This window comes from Calidifontibacillus oryziterrae (genome assembly GCF_000331575.1).
Taxonomy (GTDB): Bacteria; Bacillota; Bacilli; order Bacillales; family Bacillaceae_J; genus Calidifontibacillus_A; species Calidifontibacillus_A oryziterrae.
In genome coordinates this window covers 1653496-1667107 of sequence record NZ_KB223527.1, presented here as the reverse complement: position 1 = coordinate 1667107, position 13612 = coordinate 1653496, and the positions used below count along the sequence as shown (strand labels likewise).

Sequence of the window (13612 nt, the reverse complement as noted above, 5' to 3'; positions counted from 1 at the left end):
ACAAGTATGATCTTCAAAAAATGTAGGCACCCTATTTGTAGGGAGGTGCCACTATGAACAAGCCTTTACTACTAATTTTGTTACTTCTCTTTTCTGGATGCGCGCTAAACACAAACGAGCAAGGGCAACAACCGTATGACCTTGATGATTTCCAAAATTCAAACGTGACAACATCCGAAACGACATTACTGGAAGGTGAAATGACGGATATCGCCGATTTGAATCCTAATTTTTTAGATTTAAACACAGAAAATGAGGCGCATAATAACCATGGTTATTATCAGGATAAGGCACGAGAAATTGTGAAAAACTCAACACTGTTTGAACCCGGTATGATCTTTGTAAATGGGGAAAATATGGTTGTTAACGTGACACCCAAAAAGAAACTATCTAAGAAAGACCTTGGAAGATATAGAAATGGTCTGCACGATAAAATTATGGAAGCTGTACCTAGGTACAACATAGACGTTATAGTGAATGAACGCTAAAACTCGATCAAATGGTCGAGTTTTTTACTTCACTCATTCACCGACCAGTAAAATAACTCAACTCTTTAGTAGATCACTAAGATCGCTAGGGAAATTTCACTAAGTAAGCTTAAGATATTGAAAAAAATTACATAACTTTTTGACTAAGATGCCTGAGTATACTATAATTTAATGGTTATGGACTATTTAATGAGGTGAATGAACGTGTTAGATCGTTTGCAATCAATCGAAGATCGTTATGAAAAATTGAATGAATTACTTAGTGACCCTGAAGTCATTAATGATAGCAATAAATTACGTGATTATTCAAAAGAGCAATCAAATATTGAAGAAACCGTACAAGTGTATCGTGAATATAAAAGTGTCGCTGAACAATTAAAAGATGCAAAAGCAATGCTTGAAGAAAAATTAGATCCAGAAATGCGTGAAATGGTTAAAGACGAAGTTGATGAGCTTTCTGATCGTGAAGAAGAGTTAGCAGCACAGTTAAAAGTGTTACTGCTACCAAAAGATCCGAATGATGATAAAAACGTTATTGTTGAAATCCGTGGAGCAGCTGGTGGCGATGAGGCAGCACTATTTGCCGGTGATTTATTCAGAATGTATAGCCGTTTTGCGGAGGCACAAGGCTGGAAGCCGGAGGTTATCGAAGCGAGCACGACTGGTATTGGTGGCTATAAAGAAATTATCTTTATGATAAATGGAAATGGCGCTTATTCAAAAATGAAGTTCGAAAATGGTGCGCATCGCGTTCAACGGGTTCCAGAAACGGAATCTGGAGGTCGTATTCATACATCTACAGCAACAGTTGCTGTTCTTCCTGAAGCAGAAGAGGTTGAAGTTGAAATTCATGAAAAAGACATTCGTGTTGATACGTTCGCATCAAGCGGGCCAGGAGGACAAAGTGTTAATACGACGATGTCAGCGGTCAGGTTAACACATATCCCAACAGGTGTTGTTGTATCATGTCAGGACGAAAAATCGCAAATCAAAAATAAGGAAAAGGCAATGAAGGTTTTACGTGCACGAATTTATGATAAATTCCAACAGGAAGCTCAAGCGGAATACGATGAAAATCGAAAATCAGCTGTTGGAACAGGGGACCGCTCAGAGCGAATTCGCACCTACAATTTTCCGCAAAATCGTGTCACAGATCACCGTATTGGCTTAACAATTCAAAAGTTAGACCAAATTTTACAAGGAAAGCTTGATGAAATCATAGATGCATTAATTATGGACGATCAAGCAAGGAAAATGGAGCAGGCTGAGTAATTTCACTCAATGTCCATATTGATAAAACTACATGAGTTCTAAAATAATTCGCCTCGCTAAACTGTAATTTATAATAGTCTAAGACTGAAATTCATAATAGACTGAGGTTAAAATATGATGTAGGCGAATGAACTTGTTTGCTTTAGTATGTAAAAATATGAACAAACTCGCCTCGCTAAACTGTAATTTATAATAGTCTAAGACTGAAATTCATAATAGACTGAGGTTAAAATATGATGTAGGCGAATGAACTTGTATGCTTTAGTGTGTAGAACATGAACAAACTCGCCTAGCTGAACCGTGATTCATATAAGATGTGACTAAAATCTCGGTATTACAAAATACACGGCCTGCAAGCAAAAAGCACAGTATTGTGAGTTGAGAAAAACATGAAAGGATATGGAGAAAACCCAATTATGAAACCAATCATCACGAAAATTCACGAAGCCCTCAATTGGGCTTCTTCTTTTTTAAAAAACCAAGGTCGTGAAGTTTTTGCGGCTGAACTTTTATTAAGACATCACCTTAAAATGTCAAGGACTGAGCTATACGCATCATTACAGGATGAATGGAAAAATGAAGCAGAAAAAGTAGAGTATATTGACAGTGTTTTTGCCTTTGGAAATGGGATTCCAGTCCAATACTTAATTGGGTCTGAACAATTTTATGGCAGAACTTTTGCGGTGAATCAAGAGGTTTTAATACCTCGGCCTGAAACTGAGGAGTTAATTGAAGGTGTTTTACAAAGGATAAAGCAGCACTTTAAAGAGGAAAATAAGCTTTCAGTTATTGACGTAGGGACAGGTAGTGGAATTATTGCGATCACACTTGCGCTTGAAGATCCAAGCTTAGCAGTGACTGCAACTGATATTGCGAAGGAATCGCTGGAGGTTGCCGAAAAAAACGCCTCTGAACTTCGTGCGGAGAATGTTCGATTTGTTCAAGCTGATTTGTTATCTCCTTTTATTGAAAATGGAGAAAAGTTTGATGTAATCGTTTCTAATCCACCTTATATTCCTGAAAGTGATATCCAAGGCTTAGCCGATACGGTTAAAGATCATGAACCATTACGCGCCTTAGTCGGCGGAGCGGATGGTTTAGATTATTATCGTCGTTTTATGGAGCAATTGCCGTTTGTCGTAAAAATTCATGCGCTTATCGCGTTCGAGGTTGGAGCAGGGCAAGGTCAGGACGTTGCAGCTTTGCTGAAAGAAACCTTTGATAAACAAGGAATAAATGTTGAAGTTGTCAATGACATTAATGGCAAGGACCGGATGGTATACGGAACTTTTTAATGGTGATGCGTATTGAACCTTTCTTACAAAGTAAAAAAAGAAAGAAACAGCGATTTCCGGTACGCTCACCAAACAAACGAGGGAACGCTTACTTTCTGCATATCGTAAAAACTTGTGAGTGACTATGCTATCGGTGGAGCGGATTGCGCCGCGGTTCCTTTTTTATCCAGCACATTGTAAAAACTTGTGAGTGACTATGCTATCAACTGTTCTCTTTCTCAAAAATAATAAATCTAGTAAAAAATTAAAAATGCTAGTTTAAGATGATTATATTTTGTCCACACTGTCTTAGTGAAGGGGCGGTGGAGACAAAATGAAGAACAAAGCAATTATTTATTTACTTTTATTAGTAATAGGAGCGAACATTATCCAAGTTTTTGATAGAGCGATTGTAGAAGCAGAGGGACCGGTCGTAATTCCAGATGAAGCAATTCGTTTGCGTATTTTAGCTAATAGTGATTCTCCTAGTGATCAAGAGTTAAAAAGAAAAGTTCGAGATGCTGTAAACGCTGAAATTACAACATGGGTTGAGGATTTAACATCAATTGAAGCAGCAAGAACATTAATTGCTAGTCGGGTTGCTGAAGTTGAAGAAATTGCTAATAAAGTAGTAGTTGATGGAGGGATAAAACAAACGGTACAAGTTGAGTATGATCAAAATGTTAGCTTTCCTACAAAAATTTACGGCAACTTTATTTACCCAGCTGGTCAATATGAAGCAATTTTAATTACTATAGGAAATGGAGCAGGCGCAAATTGGTGGTGTGTATTATTCCCGCCACTATGCTTTCTTGATTTTTCCAACGGTGATGCGGTCAATGGACCACAAGGTGGTAAAGCCAGCAATCTCGACGATGACAAAGTCAATGGACCACAAGGTGACAAAGTCAGCGTTCTCGACGATGGCAAAGTCAATGGACCACAAGGTGGCAAAGACAGCATTCTCGATGATGACAAAGTCAATGAACTACAAGGTAGCAAAGCAAGCAATCTACAAGATGACAATTTAAACGATCCACAAAGTAGTGAGACTAACAAGCAACAAGATCATGAAACAAATGAGGTAACCGAAACAGTAGAAGTAAAATCATTTCTAATGGAACTGCTCAAAAAAATTTTTAATTAAAGAATTGCATTTTTTTATTAAGTTTTGTTAAAGTACAATGTTGATTTTAGTAGTATCTCGTCTGTGTTCCAGACACGTAGACTCCTGCGGGACAGCGAGACAGTCCAAGACCTCACAGCGAACGAAGTGAACGAGGCGGCTTGACGCGAGCCCGCCTGACGCGAGCCCGCCTGACGCGAGTCCACCTAGCGCGAGTCCACCTGACGCGAGCCCGCCTGACGCGAGTCCACCTAGCGCGAGCCCGCGGAAATCGAAATATCTGGAACTAAAATGTATTACCAAGTTTAAAAGAGTCTTTAATTAAATAAAGGCAGTTGAAAGTTATTAGGACTCCTTACGCAGGCATCTCATAACTTTAGTCGTGAGAAGTTCGAATTTAGGGAAAATGCTAATGTAAAAGCGCCCTGTTGTTTTTAAACGAAAAATCAAAAAATATAGTAGTTAAAAAATTTACTAGATTTAAGCATGAACCGAACGATTTAGTCATAGAGTTAATTAATATAGTAGGAGTTCAGCTAGTTTGAAAGCACATTTTTACACTAAGAAGCACTTTAAGAAATGCGTCTTCTTAATTATAATTAATAGTGCCTTCTTATTGCTAACCTACTATTCATTAATAGAAATGACTTAATAGTTAGGAGGAAATGCATTGAAGGTTATTCGTAAAGCAACAAGCAATGATATTGCTGCAATTGAACAAGTTGTTGGACAAGCAGGTCTACAAACGAATGGGATAACAGAAAATATCGGGAATTTTTTAATAATGGAAAATGGGTATGATCAATTAATTACTGCTGTTGTAGGCTTTGAATTGCACAATAACATAGGTCTGCTAAGGTCCCTTGTAATGTCTGATCAATCAGACCACGTGACGGTATTACAATTAATCAAAGCAGTTCTACAATACGCAAACAATAATGGAATTAAGCAATTATATTTATGTACACTACATAGTTCAACAATAGCCTTGTTCGAAATGATCGGTTTTAAGATAGAAGAGAATACTCCTATTGATATCCAATTATTTGACCATTTCCAAATGATCCAAAATGAGAAACCGATTATCATGAAATACACGTTTTAAGATAAAATCCACAAAGTTATCCACTTTTTTGTTCAATTTGTCCACATTATGTGGATAGTTTTGTTTTAAAAAACATATTTTTTAAGATATAATATGGAAAATTAGTGATATGGCAAGAGAAGGGAAGACCTATGAATAATTTACAAACAAAGCATTGGATTGTGGACAAAAAAACAGACATACTCACAGATAATCCACAAGTAAAAGAGGCAGCATTGTGGATTACTAATGATGAAGTTGTTGCCTTTCCGACAGAAACCGTCTATGGGCTAGGTGCAAATGCCTTATCAGACAGGGCAATTAGTAAAATTTTCAAAGCAAAGGGACGTCCGAGCGATAACCCACTAATTGTCCACATCGCAACAATTGAGCAACTACATAACTTAGTGAAAGGTATCCCGGAAAAAGCTAAGACATTAATGGATAAATTTTGGCCAGGACCATTGACGATTGTATTTGAAGGCGATTCATCCGTATCTCCTAGAGTAACAGCAGGTCTAAAAACGGTTGCCATCCGAATGCCGGATGATCCACTCGCGTTAGCATTAATTAAAGAAGCGGGGGTGCCGCTTGCAGCGCCTAGCGCAAATCTTTCCGGAAAACCGAGCCCAACAAAGGCAGAACACGTATTAAAAGATTTAACAGGGAAAATTGCAGGTGTTCTGGACGGGGGTGCAACAGGTGTAGGGCTTGAATCAACTGTTATAGATTGTACATGCAATCCGCCAATGATTTTACGTCCGGGCGGAATAACAAAAGAGCAAATTGAAATGGTAATCGGCGTTGTTGTTGTTGATAAAGCCTTGCTACCAAATGACGAGACGGTAACGGCTCATGCACCTAAATCACCAGGAATGAAATATACCCATTATGCACCACAAGCTCCGTTTATACTTGTTGAGGGGTCGCCTCAATTTTTGCAAAGTTTAGTAGAGAAGGAACAGAAGCTTGGGAAAAAGGTGGCGGTGTTAACAACTGAGGAAAATAAACATACCTACGAGGCTGATGTCGTTGTTGCCTGTGGATATCGTCGAGACTTAAAAACAGTTGCCCACCATCTATATGATAGCCTGCGAAGGTTTGATGACCAGGATGTAGACATAATCTACGGCGAAGCTTTCCCGTACTCAGATGTTGGCGAAGCCTTAATGAACAGGTTAACAAAAGCTGCAGGTGGACAAATAATTAAAGAGCCAACGGTTACTAAATAGCAACATTAAAAAAACAGTGCAATTTTTTCTGAAAGCGCGGAAAGCACATGTTTTTTATGCATAAAAGCACTTACAGTATAACAACAACCGTTATCACATATTGGGTAGTTCATAAGTTGATTGAGATATTAAGAGTGCTATACGTTAAATCAGTCCCATTATTTATTCTAAATCCAATTGGACGTGCATAAGTTATATAAGCAAGTCCAAGGAGGAAAAATAATGGGAGTAACGGAGCTAGTCGGTGAAATCTTAACATTAGTTATGATAGCGCTCGCCCTAGGAATGGATGCTTTTTCGCTAGGACTAGGAATGGGCATGATAAAATTGCGATTAAAACAAATATTTTATATTGGTATAACAATCGGATTGTTTCATTTTATTATGCCGCTTTTAGGGATATGGATTGGCAGGTTTATATCCTTTCACTTTAGTGGCATTGCAACATATATTGGTGGAGCACTTTTATTACTATTAGGGATTCAAATGGTAATTTCCTCATTTAGTACAGGTTCAGCACAAGACCGCCTTATAACACCAATAGGCTTTGGATTGTTTTTATTTGCCCTAAGTGTCAGCCTCGACAGTTTTTCAGTCGGACTTAGTCTCGGAATTTTTGGGGCAAGAGTATTACTTGCAATCTTCCTATTTGGCTTTTTCAGTATGATTTTAGCGTGGGCTGGGCTAATTTTAGGTAGAAAGGTTCAGCATTGGCTCGGTTCATATGGCGAAGCACTTGGTGGGAGTATTCTATTTGCTTGTGGGTTAAAGCTATTACTACCAATTTAAAAATAAAATCTAAGTAAAGATTTTTTAAAATAATAGTTCTACATTCAAAAAAGTCTTATAATCGTTGATGAATTTATATATACAAACAGCACCTATATTATGAAGCGTATATTTAAAAACAGTACTACTCCTATGCTTGGAAAGTACTTTTTTATTTTATTAGGACTCTTTATGTAAGAAACTCATGACTTAAAAAGGTCAGAGGTTTAGGGAATGTCGAATTGTGTCGATTTTTCAAATTCTTTTTTGACAATTTAGGAAGAATTTGTTGGTATCTATATTAGAAAAATTTGCTTTGTTTTATACTATACTAAGTATGTAATAAGTTTATTTGTATAGATAATTGTATTTTTACATGAAAGGTATAAAAACTTGGAGAGGGAGCTGATTATGAGGAATATTCTCTTTGTATGTACGGGAAATACATGCCGAAGCCCAATGGCAGAAGCCGTTCTTAGACATAAAGCGAATAGTGAATATGAAGTCAAATCGGCTGGTGTATTTGCCCATGTAGGAAGTCCTGCCTCTCAAAATTCAGTAGAGGTATTAACAAAACAATCAATTCCTATCAATCATAAATCAGCGCAATTAGACGACGAATTGATTGAATGGTCGGATTTAATTTTAACAATGACTAATGCCCATAAGAAGCTTATATTGGAGCGGTATCCTAAGGCTGCTGACAAGGTTTATAGCTTATTGGAATTTGCCTTAAATAGTCCAGCTGATATTTTTGATCCGTTTGGCGGAACGATCGAAGACTACAGAGAGGTTTATGAGCAAATAGATGAAGCGATTAAACAATTATTAGTGAAATTAAAAACCCATCAATAGAGATAGCTTAATTAACACTTGAGGAGGAACATTAAGTGAAGAAGAAGTATCGATTTAGTTTACGGATGAAGTTAGTTGCGTTTATCACTGTAGTCTCCATTATTACGTACTCAACAAGTGGATTTTTCATTTATGTAGTCTATGACTACGCTAAAGACTTTTTGCCAATGAGTGAAGAACTATTTACAATTATCACTTTATTATTAGGAATCATGTGGTCTGGTATTTTAGCATATTTTGCAGCGGGATTTATTACGAAGCCATTACATCTTCTCGAGGCAGCTGTTCATCGTGCGGCAGGTGGACAAATTGATGAAGATGCAAAAGTGACAAAATCCGATGATGAGATTCGCTCCTTAGGTCTTGCTTTTAATAATATGTTGAAAAGTCTAAGGACAATGGTCATTAATATTGAGGAAAATTTTCAAAGTACAAATGCAAGTGTTGATAAGATTTCTGAGGCATCAAAATCAGCTGCGATGCAGGCAGAGAATATTTCAAGTACCATTGAGGATATCGCAAATGGCGCGGAACGGTCAGCGTTAGCAATTACGGCCACCGTTGAATCTATTGATACGGTAACGGAAATATCTCAAGAGGTTTTAAATCATGCAACGGAATCACAAACTCTGTCATCCAAAATGGTAACTACGTTAGAAAATAGCAAAAAGGTTATTCATAGTTTAGTAGAAAGTATTGAAAAATTAGCTACTGACAATCAATCATCCCTTTCGGTTGTTCAACGGCTTGAAAAAAATGCGTCAGAGATTGAACATATCATTTCCTTAGTAGGCGATATTGCCGGCCAAACGAATTTACTAGCATTAAACGCTTCAATTGAAGCTGCGCGCGCCGGTGAGCATGGAAAGGGATTTGCTGTTGTAGCCGAAGAAGTTCGTCAGCTTGCCGATCAAAGTGCAAAAGCTGTTCAAGGAATTTCAAGTTTAGTTGGGAATATGCAGACGGAAGTAAAAAATATAGTTGGACAGATTTTGGCTCAAGTTGATTATGCGAACAAAGGTGTTGAAAAAGGGACTGAAACAAATACTGCCATTGAAAAAATGGCAGAATCAGTACAGCAAATGGAAGCAGCCGTTAAAGAAATTGCGACGTTAGCACAAGAACAAATGAAGTGTATTCATCAAACGTCTACACAATCAGAAGAGGTTGCTGCAATTGCTGAAGAAACATCTGCCGGTTCCCAGGAAGTTGCGGCATCAGCCCATCAGCAGGCTTCTATTATTGAGGATGTAGCTGAAATTGCAGTTGAATTATCAACCCAAGCTAAAAACTTAAAGAAAACCATTAGTCAATTTTCAATTTCAAAAAAATAGGTTCTGATATACAACTTTGTTGATAGCCAGCATCAAATAAAAAGGCGATATAGCTCTATTTGCGCAATCCTTCTTGTTTATAAGAGATTAGTGTAAATAGAGCTTATTATTTTGCGGTGAATTTAGTTTAATGAAGGTTCGTAGTTTATTAAATTGGTCGTAAATGATAGTAATCCAAAAAGTTCCGGACAGGAGATCCGTTATTTTGCAAATAACTAGTGCTGCAGCTTATCAAGTTTTTGGAATACCAGCTTTAAAGAACAGGAGATCCGTTATTCTGCAAATAACTAGTGCTGCAGCTTATCAAGTTTTTGGAACACCTGCTTTAGAGAACAGGAGATCCGTTATTTTTAAATAACAAGTACTGCGGCTTATCAAGTTTTTGGAACACCAGCTTTAAAGGACAGGAGATCCGTTATTTTCAAATAACAAGTACTGTAGTCTCTTTTACGGACAGGAGATCCGTTATTAGTCGAAAATAAATAGTAAATGCCTCTTTTTTACTCAAATAGCGGAACCTGTGTCCACTAAATTAAATTATTATGCTTTTTACACATGTTTAGCGGATCTCATGTCCGTTAAATGTTAGGCTAAATGAAACTACAGTATAAAAATAAAGCAATACGAAAAGCTAGCATTTTTATTAACTAAATTTTATAATAGAGACCGGGTTTTAAGTTTCGGTGGAGCATCGAAAATAATCGGAGCATCCAATGCGGATGAGCTTGTAATACGAGCAAGAGCATCCAATGCGGATGAGCTTAGAAACCGAGAGCAAGAGCATCCAATGCGGATGAGCTTAGAAAACGAGTGCAAGAGTAGCCAATATGAGTGGAGCTTGGATAACGGCAATAACATCATAATAAATATAGAAACAATTTTTCAGTAGGAGGCAATGTAAAAGTGAAAGTAGCGATTGGATCTGACCATGGTGGAATCCATATTAGAGAAGAAATCAAAAAATTAATGGATGAAATGGGAATTGAATACGAGGATTTTGGCTGTGAATGCGACACATCAGTAGATTATCCTGATTATGCGTTTCCAGTAGCAGAAAAAGTTGCAAGCGGTGAAGTTGACCGTGGAATTCTTATTTGTGGAACAGGAATAGGAATGTCAATTGCAGCGAATAAGGTAAAAGGAATTCGTTGTGCTCTTGTACATGACGTATTCAGTGCCAAATCAACTCGCGAGCATAATGATAGCAATATATTAGCAATGGGCGAACGCGTAATTGGTCCTGGCTTAGCAAGGGAAATTGCAAAAGTATGGTTAACAACAGATTACGAAGGCGGCCGCCATGCAAACCGCATCGGCAAAATTAGCGATTACGAAAATAAGTAGAAAAGCAAGAAGAATGGTGGGTTTTTACATGCCATTCTTTATTTTATAAAATAGCCCAGCCCCCGTGACTTTAGTCATGAGAGGTTTAGGATATAGTTAGTTTAACGTGGTAAAATGCATATAAGATAATGTAGAAAGGAACATCGGCAATGCAAATTGAAATACCAAAGCTAAAGGGCCAATTAAAGACGGTATTGGATGATTTACAAGCAGTGGCCGAGTTATCATCTGGAAAGATTTTAGTGATAGGCTGTAGCACAAGTGAAGTCATTGGAGAACGGATTGGCACATCTGGAACAGAAGAGGTTGCAGCAGCTTTGTATGAGGTATTCAGCGATTTCAAAGAAAAAACGGGTGTTCAATTGGCCTTCCAATGCTGTGAGCATTTGAATCGTGCTTTAGTAGTTGAGCAGGAAACGGCACTTGCGAAAGGATTAGAACCGGTTTCCGTCATTCCTGTTCGAAAAGCAGGGGGTGCAATGGCTACATACGCTTTTCAGCACATTAAAAATCCAATAGTTGTAGAATTTATCAAAGCTAATGCGGGCATCGATATTGGTGATACTTTAATCGGGATGCACTTAAAGCATGTTGCAGTACCAGTTCGTAGTCAAATTAAACAAATTGGGCAGGCTCATGTTACGCTTGCGACAACAAGACCAAAATTAATTGGTGGGGAGCGGGCGGTTTATTCAGATAATGAATTAGGCAAAAAATGTAGTGGGTAGTTGTTGGAACTCTTCATTCAAATATTTTGTGGCTGTTTAATTAAACAAAATGCACAATAAACGGTGTCTCTAACACAATGTAGAAGTCATGGCGGCTATACAAAAAACGCAACATAATTTAATTAGGCGAACAATATGTTTGTTCATTCGGATATTGAGCGTACAAAAAGTTATTAAAGCTCAAAATTTAGTAGTTTTTTCTTAAAAATATTTATGATACAATGATTGGGTAAATAAATTATTCGGAATTTAAAAAGAATATGGAATTTTTTAATCAGTTTAGTCAGTTCCTCATCGAATGGGAAGCTACGAATCTTTTAGAGGGTCACCCACAAAGAGAGCTTATATTTTTGTAATAAAACCGTTCATATATGCCCTATTGTGAAGTGTGAATTTGAGCGGGTAATATAATATATGTTTTTTAGGAGGAGAACGATGGAAAAATTAAAAGCACAGGATCAAGCTGTGTATGATGCAATTCAACTAGAATTAGGACGTCAACGAGATAAAATTGAATTGATTGCTTCAGAAAACTTCGTTAGTGAGGCAGTAATGGAAGCGCAAGGCTCTGTTTTAACAAACAAATACGCTGAAGGCTATCCAGGTCGCCGTTATTATGGCGGTTGTGAGTATGTTGATGTTGCTGAAAATATTGCGAGGGATCGTGCGAAAGAAATTTTTGGTGCAGAACATGCCAATGTTCAACCGCACTCTGGTGCCCAAGCAAACATGGCTGTTTATTTTACAATTTTGGAGCATGGTGACACAGTCCTTGGAATGGATTTATCCCACGGCGGCCATTTAACACATGGTAGTCCGGTAAACTTCAGCGGTCTTCAATATAACTTTGTTGCCTATGGAGTGGACAAGGAGTCACACCAAATTGATTACAATGATGTTTTAGAAAAAGCAAAGCAACATAAGCCGAAGTTAATCGTTGCAGGTGCAAGTGCGTATCCTCGTATTATTGATTTTGCAAAATTCCGTGAAATTGCTGACGAGGTTGGCGCGTATTTAATGGTTGATATGGCTCATATTGCCGGACTTGTGGCAGCTGGTTTACATCCAAATCCAGTTCAATATGCAGATTTTGTAACAACAACAACTCATAAAACATTACGCGGACCTCGCGGCGGTATGATTTTATGTAAAGAAGAATTTGCTCAAAAAATCGATAAAGCAATTTTCCCAGGAATTCAAGGCGGCCCACTAATGCACGTCATTGCTGCAAAAGCGGTTGCATTTGGTGAAGCCCTTCAAGATAGCTTTAAAGAGTATGCGAGCGGAATCATTCAAAATGCAAAACGTTTAGGTGAAGCGCTCCAAGCTGAAGGCTTAACATTAGTATCAGGCGGAACAGATAATCATTTATTATTAGTTGATGTTCGAGGATTAAACTTAACAGGAAAAGTTGCCGAAAAAGCATTAGATGATGTTGGTATTACAGTTAATAAAAATACGATTCCATATGATCCAGAAAGCCCATTTGTAACAAGCGGTGTTCGTATTGGTACAGCAGCAGTTACAAGCCGAGGTTTAGGTCTTGAAGATATGGATGAAATCGCAAAAATCATTGCGTTAACATTAAAGAATGTTGATAATAAGGAAAAACTTGCGGAAGCAGCAAAGCGTGTTGAACAGCTTACAGCTAAGTATCCACTTTATCCAAATCTGTAATTAAAGAATGCCGTTCAATATTAATAGTTGCAAAACAAATTAAAAAGGTTGTAACAAACAAAAGGTCAAATCGAAAAAAGATTTGGCCTTTCTTTTTCTATATTAAAGTAGCCTACTCACGAATTCCTGCAACCACCTTATCCATGATTAAATTTTTCATAATTACAAAATGTGGACTAAACGCAAATTTATCCCTGTGACGTTGTCCATGATTACATTTTTTTCATAATTACAAAATGTATACTTATCACAAATTTTCCATTGTCACCTTGTCCATGATTAAATTTTTCATAATTACAAAATGTGGACTAATCGCAAATTTATCCCTGTGGCGTTGTCCATGATTACATTTTTTTCATAATTACAAAATGTATACTTATCACAAATTTTCCATTGTCACCTTGTCCATGATTAAATTTTTTTAATTTCA

General features: G+C 37.4%; 14 protein-coding genes. All 14 read left to right on the top strand.

Going from position 1 to position 13612, the window contains the following annotated elements:
• Positions 1-53 precede the first annotated feature (53 nt).
• The 14 genes from D612_RS0116580 to D612_RS0116520 all read left to right on the top strand — a co-directional run bounded on the left by D612_RS0116580 (position 54) and on the right by D612_RS0116520 (position 13182).
• A complete protein-coding gene (locus D612_RS0116580; protein ID WP_017756622.1) occupies positions 54-488 on the top strand; it encodes a hypothetical protein in 435 nt (144 codons plus the stop codon).
• 204 nt (positions 489-692) lie between these two features.
• On the top strand, positions 693-1760 hold the full coding sequence (gene prfA / locus D612_RS0116575) for a peptide chain release factor 1 (RefSeq protein WP_017756621.1): 1068 nt from the start codon (positions 693-695) through the stop codon (positions 1758-1760).
• Between the two features lie 416 nt (positions 1761-2176).
• Positions 2177-3055 (top strand): peptide chain release factor N(5)-glutamine methyltransferase, encoded by an 879-nt coding sequence (prmC, locus tag D612_RS0116570; RefSeq protein WP_017756620.1) that lies wholly within the window; start codon positions 2177-2179, stop codon positions 3053-3055.
• 313 nt (positions 3056-3368) lie between these two features.
• On the top strand, positions 3369-4181 hold the full coding sequence (gene spoIIR, locus D612_RS19160) for a stage II sporulation protein R (protein ID WP_017756619.1): 813 nt from the start codon (positions 3369-3371) through the stop codon (positions 4179-4181).
• Between the two features lie 140 nt (positions 4182-4321).
• Entirely contained in the window at positions 4322-4450 is a 129-nt protein-coding gene (locus tag D612_RS20130; protein ID WP_083888531.1) for a pentapeptide repeat-containing protein, read from the top strand.
• A 380-nt stretch (positions 4451-4830) separates the two neighbouring features.
• The gene (locus D612_RS0116560) at positions 4831-5265 is read left to right on the top strand and encodes a GNAT family N-acetyltransferase (RefSeq protein ID WP_017756618.1); all 435 of its coding nucleotides are present in this window, start codon (positions 4831-4833) and stop codon (positions 5263-5265) included.
• 131 nt (positions 5266-5396) lie between these two features.
• Complete coding sequence (locus D612_RS0116555) at positions 5397-6476, top strand: L-threonylcarbamoyladenylate synthase (protein ID WP_017756617.1); 1080 nt, start codon at positions 5397-5399, stop codon at positions 6474-6476.
• 222 nt (positions 6477-6698) lie between these two features.
• Positions 6699-7265 (top strand): manganese efflux pump MntP, encoded by a 567-nt coding sequence (locus D612_RS0116550; RefSeq protein WP_017756616.1) that lies wholly within the window; start codon positions 6699-6701, stop codon positions 7263-7265.
• Positions 7266-7655: 390 nt separating this feature from the next.
• Positions 7656-8099 carry a low molecular weight protein arginine phosphatase gene (locus tag D612_RS0116545; RefSeq protein WP_017756615.1) on the top strand — a complete coding sequence of 148 codons (444 nt, stop codon included), beginning with the start codon at positions 7656-7658 and terminating at the stop codon, positions 8097-8099.
• Between the two features lie 35 nt (positions 8100-8134).
• A complete protein-coding gene (locus D612_RS0116540) occupies positions 8135-9433 on the top strand; it encodes a methyl-accepting chemotaxis protein (protein ID WP_017756614.1) in 1299 nt (432 codons plus the stop codon).
• Between the two features lie 205 nt (positions 9434-9638).
• Entirely contained in the window at positions 9639-9791 is a 153-nt protein-coding gene (locus tag D612_RS19595) for a hypothetical protein (RefSeq protein WP_017756613.1), read from the top strand.
• A gap of 545 nt (positions 9792-10336) precedes the next feature.
• Positions 10337-10777, top strand: coding sequence for a ribose 5-phosphate isomerase B (gene rpiB / locus D612_RS0116530; protein ID WP_017756612.1), 441 nt, complete (start codon positions 10337-10339; stop codon positions 10775-10777).
• Positions 10778-10926: 149 nt separating this feature from the next.
• A complete protein-coding gene (locus D612_RS0116525) occupies positions 10927-11505 on the top strand; it encodes a TIGR01440 family protein (protein ID WP_017756611.1) in 579 nt (192 codons plus the stop codon).
• A gap of 435 nt (positions 11506-11940) precedes the next feature.
• On the top strand, positions 11941-13182 hold the full coding sequence (locus tag D612_RS0116520; protein ID WP_017756610.1) for a serine hydroxymethyltransferase: 1242 nt from the start codon (positions 11941-11943) through the stop codon (positions 13180-13182).
• The last annotated feature ends 430 nt before the right edge of the window (positions 13183-13612 follow it).

Bases quoted from the DNA above. Each gene is read 5' to 3' on its own strand.
- prmC (WP_017756620.1), top strand. From the start codon at position 2,177: ATGAAACCAATCATCACGAAAATTCACGAAGCCCTCAATTGGGCTTCT.
- D612_RS0116550 (WP_017756616.1), top strand. From the start codon at position 6,699: ATGGGAGTAACGGAGCTAGTCGGTGAAATCTTAACATTAGTTATGATA.
- D612_RS0116545 (WP_017756615.1), top strand. From the start codon at position 7,656: ATGAGGAATATTCTCTTTGTATGTACGGGAAATACATGCCGAAGCCCA.
- spoIIR (WP_017756619.1), top strand. From the start codon at position 3,369: ATGAAGAACAAAGCAATTATTTATTTACTTTTATTAGTAATAGGAGCG.
- D612_RS0116580 (WP_017756622.1), top strand. From the start codon at position 54: ATGAACAAGCCTTTACTACTAATTTTGTTACTTCTCTTTTCTGGATGC.
- D612_RS0116525 (WP_017756611.1), top strand. From the start codon at position 10,927: ATGCAAATTGAAATACCAAAGCTAAAGGGCCAATTAAAGACGGTATTG.
- D612_RS0116555 (WP_017756617.1), top strand. From the start codon at position 5,397: ATGAATAATTTACAAACAAAGCATTGGATTGTGGACAAAAAAACAGAC.
- D612_RS0116520 (WP_017756610.1), top strand. From the start codon at position 11,941: ATGGAAAAATTAAAAGCACAGGATCAAGCTGTGTATGATGCAATTCAA.